Origin of the sequence: Pseudocolwellia sp. AS88 (genome assembly GCF_030551755.1) — a bacterium.
Lineage (GTDB): Bacteria > Pseudomonadota > Gammaproteobacteria > Enterobacterales > Alteromonadaceae > Pseudocolwellia.
The window spans coordinates 97,866-118,712 of record NZ_JAUPEC010000008.1; the positions used below are offsets into that span (position 1 = coordinate 97,866).

General features: G+C 35.0%; 15 protein-coding genes. 8 read left to right on the forward strand and 7 right to left on the reverse strand.

Features of this window, described 5'->3' with window-relative positions:
* The first annotated feature begins 731 nt into the window (after nt 1-731).
* The 4 genes from Q5N69_RS07875 to Q5N69_RS07890 all read left to right on the forward strand — a co-directional run bounded on the left by Q5N69_RS07875 (nt 732) and on the right by Q5N69_RS07890 (nt 7,436).
* Entirely contained in the window at nt 732-3,437 is a 2,706-nt protein-coding gene (locus Q5N69_RS07875; protein WP_304368322.1) for a TonB-dependent receptor, read from the forward strand.
* 202 nt (nt 3,438-3,639) lie between these two features.
* Nucleotides 3,640-5,160: a tryptophan halogenase family protein gene (locus Q5N69_RS07880; protein WP_304368323.1), complete on the forward strand. Its 1,521-nt coding sequence runs from the start codon at nt 3,640-3,642 to the stop codon at nt 5,158-5,160.
* Between the two features lie 13 nt (nt 5,161-5,173).
* A complete protein-coding gene (locus Q5N69_RS07885; RefSeq protein WP_304368324.1) occupies nt 5,174-5,935 on the forward strand; it encodes a SapC family protein in 762 nt (253 codons plus the stop codon).
* A 28-nt stretch (nt 5,936-5,963) separates the two neighbouring features.
* Nucleotides 5,964-7,436, forward strand: coding sequence for an SLC5 family protein (locus Q5N69_RS07890; RefSeq protein WP_304368325.1), 1,473 nt, complete (start codon nt 5,964-5,966; stop codon nt 7,434-7,436).
* A 281-nt stretch (nt 7,437-7,717) separates the two neighbouring features.
* Here the strand turns inward: Q5N69_RS07890 and Q5N69_RS07895 are convergent, their stop codons facing one another.
* The gene (locus Q5N69_RS07895) at nt 7,718-9,742 is read right to left on the reverse strand and encodes a beta-galactosidase (RefSeq protein ID WP_304368326.1); all 2,025 of its coding nucleotides are present in this window, start codon (nt 9,740-9,742) and stop codon (nt 7,718-7,720) included.
* A gap of 157 nt (nt 9,743-9,899) precedes the next feature.
* On the opposite strand from Q5N69_RS07895, the gene Q5N69_RS07900 reads away from it, so the two are divergent.
* Nucleotides 9,900-12,032 (forward strand): alpha-galactosidase, encoded by a 2,133-nt coding sequence (locus Q5N69_RS07900; protein WP_304368327.1) that lies wholly within the window; start codon nt 9,900-9,902, stop codon nt 12,030-12,032.
* A gap of 112 nt (nt 12,033-12,144) precedes the next feature.
* On the opposite strand, the gene Q5N69_RS07905 is transcribed toward Q5N69_RS07900, so the two are convergent.
* The 5 genes from Q5N69_RS07905 to Q5N69_RS07925 form a co-directional block, all read right to left on the reverse strand.
* On the reverse strand, nt 12,145-13,032 hold the full coding sequence (locus tag Q5N69_RS07905) for an aldose 1-epimerase (RefSeq protein ID WP_304368328.1): 888 nt from the start codon (nt 13,030-13,032) through the stop codon (nt 12,145-12,147).
* Nucleotides 13,033-13,190: 158 nt separating this feature from the next.
* The gene (locus Q5N69_RS07910) at nt 13,191-14,087 is read right to left on the reverse strand and encodes an SMP-30/gluconolactonase/LRE family protein (RefSeq protein WP_304368329.1); all 897 of its coding nucleotides are present in this window, start codon (nt 14,085-14,087) and stop codon (nt 13,191-13,193) included.
* A gap of 6 nt (nt 14,088-14,093) precedes the next feature.
* A complete protein-coding gene (locus tag Q5N69_RS07915; RefSeq protein ID WP_304368330.1) occupies nt 14,094-14,723 on the reverse strand; it encodes a 2-dehydro-3-deoxy-6-phosphogalactonate aldolase in 630 nt (209 codons plus the stop codon).
* Between the two features lie 34 nt (nt 14,724-14,757).
* Nucleotides 14,758-15,717 carry a 2-dehydro-3-deoxygalactonokinase gene (locus tag Q5N69_RS07920; protein ID WP_304368331.1) on the reverse strand — a complete coding sequence of 320 codons (960 nt, stop codon included), beginning with the start codon at nt 15,715-15,717 and terminating at the stop codon, nt 14,758-14,760.
* Nucleotides 15,718-16,485, reverse strand: coding sequence for an SDR family NAD(P)-dependent oxidoreductase (locus Q5N69_RS07925; RefSeq protein ID WP_304368332.1), 768 nt, complete (start codon nt 16,483-16,485; stop codon nt 15,718-15,720).
* 170 nt (nt 16,486-16,655) lie between these two features.
* Here Q5N69_RS07925 and Q5N69_RS07930 point away from each other — a divergent pair, with 170 nt between their 5' ends.
* On the forward strand, nt 16,656-17,354 hold the full coding sequence (locus Q5N69_RS07930; RefSeq protein WP_304368333.1) for a FadR/GntR family transcriptional regulator: 699 nt from the start codon (nt 16,656-16,658) through the stop codon (nt 17,352-17,354).
* Nucleotides 17,355-17,427: 73 nt separating this feature from the next.
* On the opposite strand, the gene Q5N69_RS07935 is transcribed toward Q5N69_RS07930, so the two are convergent.
* The gene (locus Q5N69_RS07935; protein WP_304368334.1) at nt 17,428-17,661 is read right to left on the reverse strand and encodes a hypothetical protein; all 234 of its coding nucleotides are present in this window, start codon (nt 17,659-17,661) and stop codon (nt 17,428-17,430) included.
* Nucleotides 17,662-18,099: 438 nt separating this feature from the next.
* Between Q5N69_RS07935 and Q5N69_RS07940 the strand changes: the two genes are divergently transcribed.
* Together Q5N69_RS07940 and Q5N69_RS07945 are read left to right on the forward strand one after the other, a co-directional pair.
* Nucleotides 18,100-18,645: a hypothetical protein gene (locus Q5N69_RS07940; RefSeq protein WP_304368335.1), complete on the forward strand. Its 546-nt coding sequence runs from the start codon at nt 18,100-18,102 to the stop codon at nt 18,643-18,645.
* A gap of 212 nt (nt 18,646-18,857) precedes the next feature.
* Nucleotides 18,858-20,831, forward strand: coding sequence for a hypothetical protein (locus tag Q5N69_RS07945; RefSeq protein WP_304368336.1), 1,974 nt, complete (start codon nt 18,858-18,860; stop codon nt 20,829-20,831).
* The last annotated feature ends 16 nt before the right edge of the window (nt 20,832-20,847 follow it).

Here is a 20,847-nt window from a genome sequence, read left to right on the forward strand (position 1 = left end):
ATTATCAAATATTATTTTTTTGCAGTAGAAACTAATAAGATTTCAGCTTTAATTAGTATAAGAAGTTAGTAGCAGAAAAAATCACATTGAACAAAAAAAGTCATTATATTTTTAACATGTTGTTCCATATGTAATTAATGTATTTATATATGCTTATGTTTATACACAGAGAAAGTTAATGGTCTGTAATAAATCACTTAGTTATAAGTTAAATAAAAAAACGGTTTAGTTGGTTTTATTGTGTTTTTTATATTTTATCTTTATTTTTTAGTTAGTTATTGTTATTCATTGAGTTAACAATATGAAGGGTGACTATTGTTAAATGTTTATTTTAATAGCTGACATTTAACTAGACCTATTAATTTATTTAGCAATACTGAAATGCAATAAAAATGCAGTTTTAATTTACAATGACTATTAAATGAAAATACAGGTATTTAATAATTGTACTTAATTTTTTCAGTATCAAGATAAATCTGATTAAGAAATAAGAATATAACCTTATTAAGGTTTTAAGTTTTTTATTTTAATTAAAACAGTGGTTTATATGTTTTTATTGGATGTTTTTTGCTACGTCACCTAAAATATATTGATTATCTATTGTGGTAATAGTTGACATTATTACACCTCAACTGTAATTATAAGATAAATAGGCTTAATAGCTTGTATGGGGTTGGTGATCTTAAGTGATGCCAATCGACAAAATATTATAACAATGAATGGGGAAGATTATGTCAACAAGTCAAGGTTTAACTCTTACAAAAAGATCACTTATCGCTTTAGCAGTAGCTGGAGCTTTATCAAGCACTAGTGCAATAGCAGAAGACACAGCTAAAGAACAGGAAGTTGAAGTTATTACTGTAACAGGTATGTTAGGAAGCTTGAAAGCAGCAATGGTAGATAAAAAACATTCCAATACTGTTTCAGATGGTATTGCTGCTGAAGATTTAGGTAAATTTCCGGATTTAAACGTAGCAGAATCACTACAACGAATCACAGGTGTTTCAATCGACCGTAGTGGTGGTGAAGGCCAAGCGGTAACAGTTCGTGGTTTTGGCCCACAATTTAACACTGTTCTAGTTAATGGTCGTCAGATTGCAACTGATAGTGCAGGTAGAGAGTTTAACTTCGACATTATTGCTGCAGACCAAATTACAGGAGCAGACGTTTTTAAAACTTCTGTAGCTAATCTTCAAGAAGGTGGTATCGGTGGTACTATCGATATTTCAACGGCTAGACCATTTGATTATAATGGTTTTCAGGTTGTTGGTTCAATAAAGGGCATGTATGAAAGTCTTTCTGAAGAAACTTCACCAGCAGCTTCAATACTAGTAAGTAATACGTTTGCGGATGATACAGTTGGTGTTTTATTAGCGGTAAGTCATTCCGAGCGCGATGTTCAAATTAACCGTATAGAAACTGCAGGTTGGATGCCGGGTAGATCGATTCAGACAACTGCTGGAGAAGAGTTATTTGCTAATGCATATATTCCTCGTAACTGGGATCAAATTGTTGATAATCAAGAGCGTACACGTACTAATGCAAGTTTAGTACTTCAATACGCACCCTCTGAAGATATAAGTATTACTGTTGATGGTTTTGTTTCAAAATTTGAAGTTGACTCTGTTGCAACTGATTTAGCATCATGGTTTGAACCTGGTCGTGTTAACAACGCAACGATTGATTCAGAAACACGTACATTATTGACGTTTGACCAAATTGGCGGCGCAACTGATTTTGTATCACATACTCGTAATTCACGTGATGTTTCTACTGATGGTTTTGGTATAAATGTTGAGTGGCAGGTATCTGATCAATTAAGTGCAACATTCGATGTTTCAACATCAAGTGCTGAAAATGATAGAGCGGGACAAGATCGTTTCAACGTAGTTGGTATTTTAAATAACTATGAGTTTGATGGTACAGGTGCTATTCCAACCGTTTTACATGATGGCTTTGAAAATGGTTCATTACCTGATGCTTCACTATCTCGTTTACATTACAACGAAATAGGTAACACTTTTACAGATGAAGATGAAGTTAACGAATTTAAAGCCGACTTTATTTACGAAGCTGACGGAGATGTATTCGAAAATGCTAAATTTGGTATTTATCGTCAAGAGCGTGAAAAATCAAGTTTCCAAATTTTTGCGAGTCAATGTGCTTTCTGTGGATACGGTACAGAAGCTCCAAACGATGTAATAGGTTTTGAATCTTTTACTGCAGAGAACTACTTCCCTGGATTAATTGATACTTTTTATACTTTTGATGGTGATGCTATGAATAATTTCTTAGCTGACCAAGGTGCACCAATTGAACCGGTATTACAAAATAATCGTTATACAATTAATGAAGATATTACTAGCCTATATGCCGATTTTACATTTGGGTATGAGCTAGGTGATATGCCGTTAACGGTAAATGTTGGTGCTAGATACTCAACAACAAGTGTTAACGCGATGGCTGTGCAAAGTGATATTGCAGATGTTGTAGTAACAACGGATCCTACGTTGTTTGAAAATGTATTTGGTCCTGTTCAAAACATAAGTAACTCAAGCAGCTATTCTAATTTACTTCCGAGTGTAAATGTTAAATTAGAAATTCAAGAAGACATGGTGTTACGATTTGCAGCATATGATTCACTAACTCGTCCTACCTTGTCTCAAATGTCTCCTGCTACGGTATTTGGTGAGCCTCGTCGTCAAACATTAACAGCATCAGGCGGTAATCCAGCGCTTAAGCCATTTACTTCTGAAAACTGGGACATTTCTTACGAATGGTATTATAACGATGCAAGTCTATTTTCATTCGCTGTATTTAGTAAAGAAGTTGATAATTTTATCAGTGTTAGTACTGGAGCTGAATCTTATGAATTAACCGACCGTGTAGGCCCTGAATATAATTGTGCCGGTGCACTTTGTACGGACACCAATGCTCAAGTAGATGCTGAACTAAACGGTCAATTTGAAACATATACTGTTGCACGTCCACAAAATGGTGATGTTAAAACTGTTACTGGTTACGAAATTGCTTTAACACATATCTTTGAGAATGGTTTTGGTTTTACAGCTAACGCTACTGTGGTTGATAGTGACGAAGATGGAACATCATTTGGATTAGAAGGTTTAGGCGACTCTCAAAACCTTATTGTGTTTTATGAAGCTGATACTTGGCAAGCACGAGTAGCTTATAATAATCGTGAAGGCTTCTTACGCTTAGCTGATAACGGTTTTAATGGTGAACCAGTTAACACTCAAACATTTGGCCAATTAGATATTAGCGCTAGCATCGATGTTTCAGAAAATGTATCTGTATTCTTTGAAGGTATTAATATTACTGAAGAAGAGTTAGTACAAACAGGTCGTTTTGCTAATCAAGCATATAACATCGAAGATAACGGATCTCGTTATGCAATAGGTGTTCGTGCTAAGTTTTAAGTAGTTATATCATTTAAATTGATATAGAAAATTATGGTCTGAAAGAAAAATTAATCAGGCCATTTTTTCTTAATAAAACAATTAGTTGAACTGAGTGTTTTATTAAGAGAAATAAACAGTGTTATTTTCATTGTTTTTCTTAATAAACGACTAAAGTTATCGTTAAAAAATAATAACTGAAACTTAGTTAAAGGTGTTAAAAATGACAAATACTGTAAAAACAATTGCAATAGTTGGAGGAGGAACGGCTGGTTGGTTAACTGCTTCTATTATTGCATCTCATCATAAAAGTGCCTCGAATAACTCCGTAAACGTTATTTTAATTGAATCTTCAAATATTCCAACCATTGGTGTTGGTGAAGGTACTTGGCCTACTTTAAAAAATACACTTCAAGATATTGGTTTAAAAGAAAGCGACGTTTTTAGAAAATGTCACGCGGCTTTTAAACAAGGGGCAAAGTTTACTAATTGGGTTCATGGTAACGGCGATTTTTACTATCATCCCTTTACGGTTCCATTAGGTTACGGACGTATTGACTTAGCCCCTTATGTCAATAACATTGAAAATTATGCTATTGAATCAAACTTTCAACATCATATATGTGAGAAAGGATTAGCGCCAAGAACATTCGCTGAAGGTGAGTATCAAGGTACATGCAATTATGCATATCATTTAGACGCATCTATGTTGGGCGAAATGTTAAAAGAGCATTGTATCAATAAGCTTAATGTTACTCAGATTGTCGATACTGTGAAAAGTGTGACCTTATCAAACGACGGTAGTATTAAGTCAGTTGTTTTAAATGAACATAACGAAGTTGATGCTGATTTATTTGTAGATTGCACCGGTGCGTCCTCCTTATTACTCGGAAAAACCTTAGGAGTGCCATTTAAGCCAGTAGATGATGTATTGTTTAATGATAGTGCTTTAGCTATGCAAGTTCCTTATGAAAATGATGATGACCCTGTTGCCACACATACAATAGCTACTGCCCAAAATACTGGCTGGATTTGGGATATAGGTTTAACGCATCGAAGAGGCGTAGGCCATGTGTATTCAAGTAAATATATAACAGACGATGAAGCTGAAAATAATTTACGTACATATTTAGGAAAGGCTGGTGAAGGTATTTCTTGTCGTAAAATTAGTTATAAGCCAGGTTACCATGAACGTTTCTGGGAAAAAAATTGCGTAGCGGTTGGTATGTCTGCAGGCTTTGTTGAGCCCTTAGAAGCAACAGCGATAATGTTAGTTGAAATTTCTGCACGGTACATAGCAGAAAATTTACCTGCTAGTAAAGAGAACATGCTTATTACAGCCAAACGTTTTAATAGCCAAATGGACTATCGTTGGGGGCGTATTATCGATTTCTTGAAATTGCACTACATGTTAACCAAGCGAAAAGAACCATATTGGCAAGCCCACTGTGATCCTAAAACTATCCCGGAGTCGTTAAAAGAAGATTTGGCAATTTGGAAGTATAAAGGCCCGACTATTAGTGACTTTCAAGGAGCAAATGAATTGTTTCCGGCAGCAAGTTATCAGTATGTTCTTTATGGTATGGGGTTTAAACCTGACTTTACGGTTCAGCAACATTTATATCAAGAGCATTTGCAAGCTGATCGTCTAATCAAGCGTAATGAGCAATTAACAGAACAAATGTTACAAACGTTACAACCTCATCGTCACTTTATTAATCAATGGTTATCTGCCACAAAATAAGCTGAAAAGTAATATGAAAGAACTAGTTGAAGTAAAAAGTAATAACCATAGCGAGTTAAAAGTTCACTTAAACAGTGCTGTTAAATTTGCGAATAAGTTACATATTATGAATTTGCGTGTTGATGAGATAGGAAAGGCTGTAAGTAGTTTTCCTGTGTTTTTTATGCGCGACAATCTAAATGGACATTTGAGACTGTCTATTCTGACAAGTTTTGAAGCTAATACAAACGTATATGTTGAAAATGACCAATGGACCGCTGTTTATAAACCAAGTGCGATGCAAACCTATCCATTTTATTTAATGCGTTCACCTAATGACGATAAAAGCTATACGGTAGGTATTGATGAGTCAAACCCTATATTTTCTAAAACAAAGGGGGATGCATTATTTGACGAAGACAAAAATGCTACACCTTATCTGCATCAAAAAACAAAACTACTTGAGGCTGAATTAAAAAGCGATATGCAGTCGTATGAATTTATTCAGTGTATTGAGTCACTTAATTTAATTAAATTGATAGACGTAAAAATAGCCTACGAAGATGGGACAACACAGACACTTAAAGGTTTAAGCACTATAAATGAAGATAAACTTCAAGGTTTAAATGCGGAGCAGTTGTTTGAGCTAAATAAAAAGGGTTATTTATCAGCTATTCACGCAATGTTAGTTTCTATTTATCAATTAAACACATTGATTATTAAAAATAATAATTTTAGTCATTTACATAAAATAAAAAGTATCAAGTTAGAAGTCACTAAAGCTAACCATACTTAATATAACAAGCTGATTGGGGAAATTATAAATGTCAGATAATTTAATTCAAATATTCGTATTTGTTTTTGTAACAGCTTTAATAGGCTTATTAACCTATTTGAAATGTCGTGGTCATGGACGAAAAGTAGGGAGCGGGGCTGAAGCGCAAAATAAAGAGTACTTTTTAGCTGGTGGTGGTCTAGCTTGGTATTTTGTCGCAGGTTCAATTACTTTAACAAATTTAAGTACAGATCAGCTTGTAGGTTCTAACGGAAACCAAATGGCATTACTCGCATGGTGGGAATTTGCAGCTGTGGTTGGTTTATTTATTTTAGCTAAAGTGTTTTTACCTGTTTATTACAAATATAACTGTACTACTACAACTGAATTATTAGAAAAGCGATATAACAATAAGCATATTCGTGCTGTTATTGGTGCGTTGTTTTTCTTAAGTAGCGCATTAATATTTTGTCCTGCGGTTATTTATTCTGGAGCGTTGTTTATGAAAACAATGTTTCAAGTTGATATTCCACTTATGTATATAGCCGTAGCATTTGCTGCAATTGGTGCTATGTACTCTATATTTGGTGGTTTACGTGCTGTAGCAGTGTCTGATACTTATTCTGGGGTATTATTACTTGCGATGGCAATTACCGTTGTATTCTTAGCCTTAAATGCGATTGACTATGATTTTTCAGGTATTCCTGCGGAGCGTTTAACATTAATTGGCGGTGACGATTCACCTATTCCTTGGCATACGCTATTAACCGGTATGTTATTTATTCAAATGTTTTATTGGGGTACTAACCAAGTTATTACTCAAAGAGCAATGGCTGCCCCTAACTTAAAAGAAGCACAAAAAGGTGTGTTTGCTGCGATGGGTATTCGTATTATTATTGTACCCGCAATAATTGTAATACCGGGTATTATTTCATTTAAGTTGTACGGTGATATTGGTGACGCAGCCTATGGCCAAATTGTTGGTGATTTATTACCTGCATGGTTATCAGGTATTTTTGCCGCAGCAATGGCCGCAGCGGTACTTTCAACTTATAACAGTAACCTAAATTCTGCGACAGCATTATATGTGTGTGATATTCACGAACCTTATATTAACAAAGATATTAATGTACCTAAGCTAAGTGCTTGGATAACCGTAGGATTAACCTTTTTAACATTGGCCTTGGTTCCTGTATATCAACAGGCTGATAGTATAATAAACTTAATACAGCAACTATGGGGTTTATTTAGTATGCCAATACTATCGATCTTTATTGTAGGCTTATTGTTCAAAGGTGTTCATGCAAATGCAGGAATAGCTGCAGTGCTGTTTGGTGTGGTTTTATATGGATTACTTTCTTTTGAATTCTCACCGTTTCATGCACCATTTGGTTTGCATTACATTCATCTTATGTTTGTAACACTTATCTCATGTGTTTCATTTGCACTATTAATCAATAAGTTTGTGTTTGGCGGAAAAGCTACACTCTCTTTTAAAAATGAAGAGTTAATCGTTAACTAATTCATCATGTATTTATATAAAGGAGCTAATATAGCTCCTTTTTTATTGATTAAATAAAGGTGTTTTATCTACTTTGATTTTTATTTAAAGATGATCAACCTGGTAAGAATCCTTTAATGGAAAGTAACACATACAAGAAACAGGCTTAGGTAAGGTAGTTGTATTATTAGGTTTGATTTATTTTAAATAAGTGTTTGATCACTATATAGTAAAAAGCCCTTATTTATCTAAAAAGGGCTTTGTTTTTTGTAATCATTTTACTGTAGTTATTGGTTTTAAATTTAACTATTTAGTTTAATGATGGCTACATCATAAGGTGCCATATTGGCTTGCCCTAATAAAAAAGAACCTACGTTTTCTATTGGGAATGTTTGAGCATGACCTGCATAGTTAAATACATAAGTCATATCTCCACGATGAACCATGCGCATGTCTTTAGGTAATCTTATGGTTGTAATACCCATTTCATTGGCTAAATCATCAAACAATTCAATTAAGAAGTTATCACATGTAAGAGTAGCGATATAACTTGTATTACCATGTCGAACTATTGCTGGGTTTTCATCATGATATAGAGCACTAATGTTGACGTTTTCATTGATCTGAATCTCTTCTCTCCAACAACGACTTTCAAACGTTTTACCTTTGTAGATAAGTGTTTCACTGCAATCAGGGCGTATAGTTTCAGTAGAAATTATTTGAATAGGCACTAAAGCTTGTAGTTTACCTGGTGGTAAGTTTGGCGCTAATGACAGTTCATCTGTTTTGCCACCTGAGCGAGGACCAAATACAAAGTGAGCTTTTGCGTTTTTACATTTTTCTATAAAAGCGTCGTTAACAATAGGCAAGCATGGCGCAAGAATTAAATCGTATTGACTAAAGTCACTATCCATTGAAATAAAATCTACGACTAAACCTAATTGACGTATAGCTGAATAGTAAGAAAACTCTGTTTCATGATGGCTATAGCTGTCAGCTTGGCGTTCAATTTCGCTAACCCACTGATTAGTCGTTCCTGAAATTATTGCTACTTTTGCTTGTACTGGTGCATCTGCAGAAAAGGCTACGGTTTTAAGTTCATCGCGCATTTGCTCTATTTCAGCCCATGCAGCACCTTTAGAGTTGTCATTTCGTTTAACACCTGCATGCATTTGCTCTTGTGCAAATGGCGCTTGTCGCCAGCGGAAATAGCAAACACAATCTGCACCATGTGCAAATGCTTGCCAAGACCACAAACGAACCATGCCTTTTTCAGGGCGAGGGTTATGGTGAGCCCAATTTACTGGACCTGGTTGTTGCTCCATAATCCAAAAGTTCTTTTTGCTGATCCCACGGCTTTGATCAAAGTCGTAACTTGCATAGTCAGGGTGACCAGTGCGCATATAAGGTTTAAATTCTTCAGCTGGTCTGTTTGCAAAAAATAAATCTGAGCGGCCTAATGGGTAATTATCATAACTAACAAAATCTAAATTTTCAGCTAGGGCATAGTTATCAACTTGTGTGTCCATCATAGGAATAAAGTTGTGGGTCACAAATCTATTTGGCGCATGTTGACGTATAATTTCGATCATTTTGTTGTGGAAAGCTAACACTTGATCTGAACTAAAACGACGATAAGCTAATTGATGAGCTGGTTGAGCTTCCGTTAACGTTAAAATAGGTAAGTCTATTTGCTCAAAGTTTTCATATTCCATTGACCAAAAAACAGTACCCCAATCGGTATTTAACTTTTCAATGGTTTGGTAACGAGATTTACACCACTCACGAAATGCTTCTTTTGCCGCAACAGAACCACTATGAGTACTATCATGACAGGCAATTTCATTGTCAGTTTGCCAGCCACAAATGGCTGGGTGTTCACCGTATCTTTTAGCTAACACTTCAGAGATACGCATTGCTTCTCTAAAAAAATTCTTACTAGAAAAATCATAGTGTCTGCGTGAGCCAAATGCACGTGTTACACCTGTATTTATATCAACAGGTAAAATGTCAGGGTACTTATCAATTAACCATTTAGGAGGTGTGGCGGTAGGCGTACACATGATCACTTCTAAGCCAGCTGCCGCTAATGTTTCAATGGCACGGTCTAACCATTCAAAGCTGTAAACGCCATCACTAAATTCAATTCTTGACCATGCAAACTCACCAATACGTACGTAACGTAAACCAAGCTCTCGCATTTCTTTAGCATCTTGTGCCCACATTGATTCGGGCCAATGCTCAGGATAATAGCAAACACCTAACATTTTTTTCACTCTCTGTTTATTGTTGTCTGTATAAGAAGAGAATATTTGAATGTTGTTCAAATATTACTTTTTATCATTAATCTATACTTTTAATTTGTTTTAGATCTATATTAACTTTATTTGTATGATATATACTATTAATATTTATTGATATAAAATAAATTAGTAAATGTGGAATAAGCCTCATTGAAAAAAGTTATTTGAAGGAAATAGTTAAATGAAACCATTGCACGATGTTATTCAATTGAACAGTAAAAACGTTAGTTTGATTATTGATTGTCAAAATAGAACTCCCACTATACTTTACTGGGGAAAGATACTTTCAGCACAAACCTCTACTGAGATGTTAACGTTATTGTCGACTCGGCAAGAAGCTAAGTGTTCACTTGTTGTTGAAGCCCCTATCTCTTTATCTCCTTTGTTAGGACAAGGGTTTACAGGTGCCCCTGGTATTGAAATAGTCGATCAAGATTTTGCATGGTCACTTGGCGGCGACATCGTTAATATTACTCAACGACATGAGCATGAAGTTGTATTTGAAAGTCTTGATGATATTCGCCAAATAAAAGTGGTGCATAATTTATCATTAAATAATGAGACGGATGTTTTGTCTGCCTCTACAACACTCGTTAATTTAAGTGACAAGCCGCTAAGTGTTAACTGGTGTGCAGCACCTACACTCACGTTACCAGATCAAATGAATAAAATTATGTCATTTGAAGGTCGTTGGTCTAATGAGTTTCAACGTAATTCACTTGATTTATTTTTGGGGAGTTTTGTTAGAGAAAACCGTAAAGGTAAAACATCTCATGATAATTTCCCTGGCATGGTCATGCACAATAACCAAACACATGAACAAGCAGGCGAGTGTTATGGATTTCACCTTGGGTGGAGCGGTAACCATAAGATGCGTGCAGAGTTATTAGCAGAAGGGCGCAGTTATGTGCAGTTAGGCGAATTATTACTGCCTGGTGAAGTTGTATTACAGCCGCAACAATCGTATAAAAGCCCAACGCTTTATGCAGCCTTTTCCGATCAAGGTTTTAGTGGCTTATCTCATTGCTTTCATCAGTATGTTCGTCGTGAATTATTATCGGCAAAACACAGTCAAAAGCCTCGTCCTGTTCATTATAATACTTGGGAAGGTATCTACTTTGATCACGATGTAGAAACCTTAAAGCAGCTCGCAGATAAAGTTGCTGGCTTAGGTGCGGAACGTTTTGTTTTAGATGATGGTTGGTTTAAAGGTCGTCGAGGAGACTTCGCTGGTTTAGGTGATTGGGTAGTAGATAAAGAAATTTATCCACAAGGCTTAACGCCTTTAATTGAGCATGTTAACGAAAAGGGTATGGAGTTTGGTTTATGGTTTGAACCTGAAATGGTTAACCCAGACAGCGACTTATATCGTTCTCATCCTGATTGGATATTAGCTACCGCTGGCAATGAACAATTAATCTTTAGAAATCAATTGGTTTTAGATTTAACTCGCACTGAAGTTGTTGAGTATTTGTTTAATGCGATTGATGATGTTTTGTCTGAATACCCGAAAATTAAATACATTAAATGGGATATGAATAGAGACATTAATCACGCCGGTAATGCACTTGGTAAGCCAGCTATTCATCAGCAAACGCATGCTTTATATCAATTAATAGATCGCTTAAAAGAAAAACATACTGATGTAGAAATTGAAAGTTGTTCGTCGGGTGGAGCACGCGTTGATTATGGTATTTTGGCACATACAGACAGAGTTTGGACATCAGATTCAAATGACGCTTTAGATAGGTTATCAATTCAGCAAGGTTGTTCATTCTTCTTTCCTGCAGAAGTTATGGGAGCACATGTAGGGCCTAGAGATTGTCATATTACTGGCCGTCACATTAGTATGGAAATGCGTGCAGCCGTAGCATTTTTTGGGCATATGGGACTTGAAATGGACCCAAGAGAGCTAACGGATAAGGAATGCGAACAGCTAACAACCATCATTGCATTACATAAAAAGCACCGCAAGTTAATACATAGCGGCGAGTTAGTGCGCTTAAATAGCACTACCGATTCAATTGATTTTGGCTTGATTAATGATGATAAAACACAAGCATTGTTTGCTTATAATAGTGTTACTGAAACTAAAAGAACAACACCACCTAAATTTAGGTTTGCAGGCTTAGCACTAGATAAGGTTTATAAATTATCACTTATTTGGCCAACTCAGCTTAAAGAGTATTCACCTTCTATTTTAAGTAAGATTCAAGGGCAAGAATTTAGTGGTGAAGCATTAATGAACTTTGGTATGCAATTACCTGTACTATTCCCACAATCTTCACTGATTTTTGAATTAAAGGCTAACTAAGAATAGACAGTTGAGTGCGAGTTTTAACTTGTTTATCGTAGATATTCAGTTAAAACTCTTCTCTTTATGTTGTTTAAATTTACTGAGTTAATTTGTACTTAATAGAAACCTATTAGGCTGTTAATTCTTCAGGGGAAATACACATTGACACTGTCACTTTCTCTTGAGGGTTTAATGATATAACTCCAGTGTTTTTAACACCTTTCTGAGCTAAGTTAATAGCATCTGTGCAATGAGTCACAGGTTCAAAACAAAAGAAATCTTTGCCTTTAGGACTATATATTACGGCAAATTTGCAGTTTGATGATGTTGTGATTTTAGCCATTATTTTTCTTTCAGGCCAAGTAATTGTTGCTGCCCCATCAAAACCTGTAAATACATTGTCTAAATTACTTCCTGTTACTAATAACCCTTTTGAATCAGTCATACCTGTAGGTACATTAACAAGCTCTATTGGCATGGATTCATCATCTACAGTCCACATTTTTTCTACTGAACATGTAATTGATGTGTTATCAGTTAAACTGAAGTAGGGGTGCAAGCCTAAACCTGCAGGCATTTCGTTATTTGAATAATTAATCACAGACAATTCGATAGTTAATGAGTTGTCTTTAAGTGTAAAAACTTGTTCAGCTCTATAAGAAAAAGGCCAGTCAGAGGTTTTATAGTGATATTGCAGTGTTAAGCTGGTATCCGTTTTATGTTTTATTTCCCAAGGTAATAGCCAGCCATGACCATGAATACTATGCTTTTCTGGTAAATGATTGAGTGGAAGTGTCATTTCTTTTTCTTGCCAGCTAAATTGGCCATGTCTAATACGGTTAGAATAAGGTACTAAGGGAAAATTAGCGCTTTCATGAACCGATTTTGCATTACTCGCTTCTCTTAAAATAGGTATAAACTGACCATTAAGATTAACATCGTAAGCTAAAATTGATCCGCCTAACGATGGGGAAACTTCTACTCTGGCGGTTGAATTTTCTAAAACAATAGAATTCATAAGGTTATTAAGTACTATTTATAAGATAAAATAATTAAAGCATTAACCCAAAGTCTTGTCTACTTATAAGTTTAATTCCTTCAATAATGTAATTAATACTGTGTTTTTAATGATGGTTTTTTAATAATTAAAGTTAAGTAATGAAAGAATTAGAGAGGCTAAATGGTGCATTTAGGCTCAGCTAGAGCAACCACACCATTTAATTGAAATATGAATACATTACCGGCTAAAGGTTGTGTTAATAATTGTCTTTTAGACAGTCCTTGTTTTGCAGTTGTTACAATTAACCAGTCTAAATTAGGTCCGCCAAGGGTTACGCAGGAAGGTTGGGATACAGGTAATAATATTGATAATGCAATATCGCCATTAGTGTCGTACCGGATCACTTGACTATTGCCCCATTGAGCATTCCATAAATGATCGTCAGCATCTACTGTTGAGCCATCAGGAAATGCTGAGTAGTGAGTGGTGGCAAATAATTGTTTATTGCTTATTGAACCTGTTGTTTGACAAAAGTCGTATTTGAAAATACTGTGTGATGGAGAGTCAGTATGAAAAAGAATATCTCCTGCTTTATTCCAACATAAGCCATTAGAAATGCTTAGTTTGTTTACCTTTATATGGCAGTTTAGTTGATGATCAATGCAATATAGTGAAGCTTTTTGTTCTGGTGTAGTTAGCTTTTCCACCATAGTGCCCGCCCAAAATCGACCTTGTTGATCAGTCTTCCCATCATTAAAACGGTTACCTGTTATATTAAGTTCAGGTTGGCTTAGCCATTCTAAAGATGATGTTTTTATATTGTAACGAGCAACACCTTGTTCAAAAGCTGCAACAATTTGATCGTCGATAGGGGTAAATGCAAAGCTACCTATACGTTGCGGTAAAGTGAATTTTTCCATGATATCGTTTGCAACAAAGTATCGATATAAATGTTTTGCTTCAATATCAATCCAGTAAATTGCCTGTTGTTCTATATGCCACAACACACCTTCGCCTAATTGACATTGGCTAGGTATGACTTTTAGAAGTTCAGTAGTTACAGTTTTCATCATGTGTTTTTATTTATCATCGAGAAGGTTAATGTTTAACACTTTATTTAATTGGATCACTTTAGCTGTAACGGTATCAACAGAATCATTACTTTGATATAAGCTGTTTCCTATACCAACAGCAATTGCATTAAATGATAGCCATTGTGAGGCATTCTTTTGAGAAATACCGCCAACAGGTATGATGTGTGCATCCCTTGGCAAAACAGATTTTAATGCTTTTAAATGAGCGCAGCCATAAGTTTCTGCTGGGAATAGTTTTAACCATCTTGCACCCGCCTGATAAGCTAAAAATGCTTCTGTGGGAGTTGCTATTCCTGGAATAACGTCTAAATTATTAGCCAGGCAATAGTTAATAATATCTATATCACAATGAGGAGAGATGATGAGCTTACCTCCTGCATTGTTAACCTGCTTAACTTGCTCTAAGGTAATAACTGTACCTGCGCCAATTAAGCAATCTTCTGGTAGGGCACCAACAATATTCGCTATAGAGGTTATTGCTTGCGGTGAGTTTAATGGGACTTCAATAACTCTGATACCATGATCATATAAACATTGTGCAATATTGATGGCATTACTTGGTAATACTCCGCGTAAAATAGCAACAACAGGATGTTTATCAATAAATTGTTTCAAAGGTAATCCTTATTAAATTTGAAATCAATGCTTATTATTTAGAAGAAGGTAATGCGATAAACTGCTGATAAACAGCGTTAAAACCTAACAAGGTTATTTCACTAACTTCGTAGATTTTCATCTTAATATCGTGCGCTTTTAGCACTTGAGAAAATTGCTGACTTAACTTATTTTCACCTATGACAGATACGTCGCCAATTTGAGATAATTGCCATTCTTCGGCATTCATTGCTGCTCTAACATCGCTACCAATAAGTAAACCTGATAGATATGAATATGCTTGAGAATTAGTTAATTCACCAAAAAGCTGTTTACTGCGAACACTAAATAAACCGTGCGTAAAACTCCCTAGTTCGCTTTTTAAAGTAAAGTCGGCACCTTTTTGAAAAGAGCATAAATCGAATGTAGCATTATTGTTTTTTTTAATTAAAATACTGTGATTTATTAACAAATCGAAAAGCTCACCTGTCATAGCTGTTTTAAATAATTCTATCTTGCCATCTTTTACCAAAACCCATTTAGTATGCGTACCAGGTAAACAAATTAAATGGGTTCCTATAGAATGCTGACTGCTTTGCTGTAACCAACCCAACACTTGTAATTCTTCACCGCGCATAACATCATAGTTATCGTTACTTAAACGACAACTTACTCCTGGAACAATGACAATATCATGGTCATTACATGAAAAATTAATACACTTTGAAGCTATATCTTCAAGACTTGTTGGACAGGGCAGGTAACTTGTTTCTTTCCAACCAATACTTGATCCTATTTGTCCCATCATAAATACTGGGATTTTACCGTACTTATTAACCCAAGGAGCAATACAATCAAATAGTGTTTTTTCAAAGCTGTTAACTACTTTGTTCACCCCAAGACTCTTTGCATTGTCAGTTAGAGTGAGGGTTTTATCGTCATTTACTTTACATAAGAAAGCACGTAAATGGCTGGTCCCCCAATCAACAGCAACAACATATTTATGAATTAGCAATTAAATTCTCCCGCCATCAATAATAATGCTTTGTCCTGTGATTAATGCACTATCGTCAGATGCTAAAAACAATGCTAAATTCGATACATCCTCTGGACTAATTCTTTTTTTTAATGCCATGGATTCCATCCACTTTTCTTCTTCTTGCTCTGTTAACCAGCTTGATAATTGACGATCAGTTGCAACCCAGCCAGGTAAAATAGCATTTACTCGGATATTAGATTCGCCGAATTCTTTTGATAAAGCTTTAGTCATACCCATTAAGCCTGCTTTAGCAGTAACATACCCAGTCATGTGTTGTTGACCAATTAAGGCATTAATCGAGCTAAAGTTTATAATGCTACCAGATGCGTTACCTTTCATTAATTTAAACGCTATTTGAGAAGAGAAGAAGGCAGGATCTAAATTAACTTGCATACATTTATGCCAGTCATGTGCTGAAATGTTTTCTGTGTATTGACGATTATCGTTACCCACATTATTAACTAACACGTCGAAACCATTAAAGTATTCTGCTGCTTCAATAATGGCTTGTTGTAATATTTGAGATTGTGTAACGTCGACAGCTTTAAACCAAATGTTATTATTTGATATTGAAGATAATTCAGAAATTAATGCATCGGCTTTATCTTGGTTTAAATCAATAAATGCTACTTTAGCTTTTTGTTGAACAAAAGCTTTAACCATCGATGCGCCTATACCACTTGCACCGCCAGTAATTAAAATAACTTTATCTTTTAAGCTTGTGTATTGAGTTGATAGACTCACTTCAATGCTCCAACTATTGTGAATATGTAATAAAATTAACCTATTTTATTTTAATAGGCTTTAAAGTATTTAAATGTGTTAGTTATTATCTACATATAAAGTTATATCATATTTGTTTGAAATTAAATATGATATAACATATTAATACAATAATAGTGGATTTTAGCTAAATGACACCTTCTATTAAACAGAATTTAACTCAGCAATTAACTCATAGTCTAGGCATAGCAATCGTTAAGGGAACTTATCCTATTGGGGAAGGCTTACCTTCAGAAGCTGATCTTTGTGTTCAATACAATGTAAGTCGAAGCTCAACACGCGAAGCTGTTAAAATGCTATCTGCAAAAGGGTTAATTTCCTCTAGACCTAAACAAGGTATAAGAGTTCTACCTGAAAGCAGTTGGAACATGTTTGATACCGATGTTTTAACTTGGATATTAAGTAGTAAACCATCACTATCTTTATTAAAAGAATTTACACAAGTTCGTGCTGCAATAGAGCCTCAAGCTGCAGCTTTAGCATCTATTAATGCAACTTATGAACAGCTAGAAGATATTGAAAAAGCTTTAGAACGTATGATCGATGCAGATCAAGGGCTAGACGACCCACTAGATGCAGATATTGCTTTTCATACTAGTATTTTAGTTGCTAGTGGTAATCGATTTTTTGTTCAACTTACTGAGTTTATAGGAACTGCCTTAAAAGTCAGTATTAGGTATACAAATAAAATTAAAGGCGTACCCGGCGCTGATGTAGAAAAACATGCTGATATCCTTAATACCATTAAGTCTCGTAACCCTGAAAAAGCACGTAATGCGGTTAAAACTATTTTAGACGAAGCATTGGAGCTAATTGATTCACAGCTTTAATAATATTCAATCGTTACTGTTCATTAAATACTTGCCTTACCTATCTATATGCGAGGGTTATTTTTGTTGGAACTTAAAACCTAAAAGAAAAACGCGTATTAATTTGTTGCTGTAGCCAAGTAGCGGCTTTTTTATTAAGTGGATTAGTAACAATAGCACCTTGTGGTGTGATCAAGAATACAGAGCGATGTCTGTCGTCTATAAAGCGATATAAGCCATCACCTAAATCTTCAATTTCGAGTGCTTGAGCGCTGAAACCTATAATAAGTAATGCTCCTGTTAGCATTTTTATCAATAACCTTGGCATATACGATCTCCTTTATTAAAAATAATAATCTTATATGTAATAGAAAGAGCAAAGTCTTGGAAAATTTCAGTAAATTAATCAATAACTCAGTGGAAATATTGAATAAACCTATTACGCTTAAGCCTTGTATCTCAGGTGCTACGGGTAATTGGATTAATGCAGGAAAGAGCCAATATTGTTAAGTGTGTTGTAACGCTTTGTAATAATTGAGTTAATTGGCTTTTATCTATTGTTACTCGTTAAACCTTGTGATATTTTTCTTTGTTTTTAGAGGTTTGCATACAATGTACACTTTATAAACAAAGATAAAAATTAACATTAAAATAAAAATCAAATGGATTATAGGGGCTGTTGACCTTTCATGATTAAATTTTATTCAATTTAGAACGGATTTAATCTCGAAAAAAAAGCCCCTAATAAAATTAAAGGAATATTATTATGAAAAAAACTCTTATTAGTGCGGCTTTGTTATCTTTAACTAGTTTTGCTGCTTTAGCACATAATTCAACTCAAACTTACGATGTAGTGCGTGGCTCTGCAGAAACATTTTCTGTTAGCCAAACTGAGCAATTAGGTAAATTTAGAGCTGTTTTAATGACTAATAGAGGTAGTTGGCATCACAGAACTTCTAGGTTTAATAGACTTGGACTTGTACTAGACGGAGTTATTAAAGGTGTTTTAAATCCTGACTTCACATTAACGCATTCATTTGTTAATAATAACCGTACAGGTGTTTTATATACAGAGCATGACTCTATTACGACAATTTTTGCTGGTGATCCAACATGTCAAAACGGTACGGGCTCAACGCCTTTTGAGGTTGAAGAAATCTTAAATATTGTTGGTGGTAGTGGTATTTATGCTGATGTAGAAGCAGGAAGCTTTATGGTACTGAGAGGCGTTATTAACAATTGTCCTTCGTTACCTGCATATGGTCAAAATACCTTTGAGATAATTGATGGTTCGGTAACCTTTGCTCAATAATTTTTTTTAGTAGTCGTTAACTCTTTAAAGGAGATCAGCAATGATTTCCTTTCATTTCGGTTCTATCTTATTCTTTCCATGTTTCAAAATTACATTTTAAAAGTATTATCACTTTCCTCGTTCATTAAATACTAAAAACATATCTATTAGGCTAAAGCTTTTGCAGGATTATCCGATACAAATGTTATGTGGATTTAAGGTTAAGGATAATCATGAACAACAATATTTCATCGAGTCAAACAGACTTAATAAATTCGCTTGCCCAGCTAAATCAAAATATCACACATACCTTAAGCAACGAACTTAAAAATATTGAGCCTGAAATGGTTCAAGCCCTGAATGATCTACAGCTAAAAAAACAGTCACTTGGCGATAAAGAGTTGGATCAACTCCTTCAGCAACAGATCACATCTATTTTTACCATATCAGAGACTACTTCAAACACGACACTAAACAGCGTAAAAGCTTTCGATTATAAGCCTTCAAGTGAAGAATTAGCTATACGTACTGTACTAACAAGTCAGCAGGAAGGGTTACTTAATAATGAGAGTAGCGACAAGTTGATAGAGCGTTTTAATCATTCAGTAAAAAATGTTCATCAGGCCTACGCAAATACCAGTGATATTTTATCTGACTTAGGCCAATTAGGGCATGAACAAAAGTCGTTTTTAGCTACTAGCCAACAACGTGTTGATCACGTTTTAGGTGCTTATAGTAATGATATCAGTAATTTAAACAACCCAGATGATGGCAGCTACGTTTTTGAATTATCTGTAAAAACTAAAGAAGGTGATACTATTCGTATAACCTTTAATTCGTCTCAAGGATACGATAAAAACGTAGATCATTCGGCTAACGAATTAAGTTTTACTTATCAAGTAGAAGGTGAGTTGTCTGAAGCTGAGCATAAAGCGTTAACACAGGTTATGTCTGGTGTTGGTGCAATGGCAGATGAATTTTTTAAGGTCAGCGAGAATAGTTTTAATCCATTTAGAGGGGAAAATCAGGCGGATATGAGTTTAGATTTTTTGTCTGATATTAACCATCAGCAATTATCTGATTTTGATTTATCTCTTTCTACAAATACTGGAAGTAACGCTTCTGCAAGAACGATTGATTTGAGTTATCAGTTTGATCATGTTGCTCATCAACAGAACTTTGATTTTGAATCAAAAAATGGCTCACAAGTTGTCGACTTTTCTGTCGCTATGTCAGCATTTGGTGGTAGTGATGTTACTCAAATGCAGCAATATTTATCGGCACTTGATGCTAATCTTGAAGACAGCCGCACTCATAGTACTATGGAAGGTAAATCTTCTACGTTTGGTAAAAGTACTGATACCAATATACGCGAGGGTTTTGAATTATTTAAAGAGGCTTTTTCGAGTATGTCTTCAGCGGCAGAGCGCTACAGTCAAATAGAGTCGACAGCAGCTAATCAATTTCTCAATAGCCGTAATATGGTGGCTGACTTAGTTGATAATATGATCACTCATGATTCTCGTTATCAAGGCCTTAAAACTGATGTAAGTACTGGAGTAGGAAGTGATGTGAGTGAGGATGTAAGAGATACATTAGGCGCTGGTATCTCTAAATTAGCAGACTTTGATTCGAGCTTCTCTTTCGCTATTGTTGGACAAAAAATCAATCCTAAAACCACCATAGATCTAAGCCAAGAAACGCAGGAGCATCAGTCAGGAAAATTATTCAAAGTTAATCAAAGTAAGACAGCAAATACTCATTTTGATTATCAACTAAGCCGTCCTGATTATTATGATAAGACTGAAAGCTACCAAATCGGCGCAGCCATACAAAATGATGAGTTGGTTGGATTAGATCAAACACATGAAGTTAATATTGATCAAAAGCTTTATCGAGAAGGTAAAAATCCGGGTCAGTATGAACTGATGATGGAACGTACTGAAAACCAAATGTCTGAAAGTAAAGTGCGCCTAATTGATGATATATGGCTTGAGACTAATGAGAATAGTCATGATATGAACAAACGAGAACGAGTTGCAGACGAGGGTGAACCAGAAGACTTTAAAACAACTAACCATCATTCACACGATAAATTAATTACACTTATTGGTGATTTAGACAAGCTTGAAAACAATGAAAAACTAAAGCGTGAATATAATGTTGAATTAAATAAGGTAAACTTTTTTATGGAGAAAAAATTATAAGCTTCAATGATCTAAT

What these genes read in the sequence shown, in the direction of transcription:
- Q5N69_RS07875 (WP_304368322.1), top strand. Translation starts at nt 732, where the DNA reads ATGTCAACAAGTCAAGGTTTAACTCTTACAAAAAGATCACTTATCGCT.
- Q5N69_RS07880 (WP_304368323.1), top strand. Translation starts at nt 3,640, where the DNA reads ATGACAAATACTGTAAAAACAATTGCAATAGTTGGAGGAGGAACGGCT.
- Q5N69_RS07885 (WP_304368324.1), top strand. Translation starts at nt 5,174, where the DNA reads ATGAAAGAACTAGTTGAAGTAAAAAGTAATAACCATAGCGAGTTAAAA.
- Q5N69_RS07890 (WP_304368325.1), top strand. Translation starts at nt 5,964, where the DNA reads ATGTCAGATAATTTAATTCAAATATTCGTATTTGTTTTTGTAACAGCT.
- Q5N69_RS07900 (WP_304368327.1), top strand. Translation starts at nt 9,900, where the DNA reads ATGAAACCATTGCACGATGTTATTCAATTGAACAGTAAAAACGTTAGT.
- Q5N69_RS07905 (WP_304368328.1), bottom strand. Translation starts at nt 13,032, where the DNA reads ATGAATTCTATTGTTTTAGAAAATTCAACCGCCAGAGTAGAAGTTTCC.
- Q5N69_RS07910 (WP_304368329.1), bottom strand. Translation starts at nt 14,087, where the DNA reads ATGATGAAAACTGTAACTACTGAACTTCTAAAAGTCATACCTAGCCAA.
- Q5N69_RS07930 (WP_304368333.1), top strand. Translation starts at nt 16,656, where the DNA reads ATGACACCTTCTATTAAACAGAATTTAACTCAGCAATTAACTCATAGT.
- Q5N69_RS07935 (WP_304368334.1), bottom strand. Translation starts at nt 17,661, where the DNA reads ATGCCAAGGTTATTGATAAAAATGCTAACAGGAGCATTACTTATTATA.
- Q5N69_RS07940 (WP_304368335.1), top strand. Translation starts at nt 18,100, where the DNA reads ATGAAAAAAACTCTTATTAGTGCGGCTTTGTTATCTTTAACTAGTTTT.
- Q5N69_RS07945 (WP_304368336.1), top strand. Translation starts at nt 18,858, where the DNA reads ATGAACAACAATATTTCATCGAGTCAAACAGACTTAATAAATTCGCTT.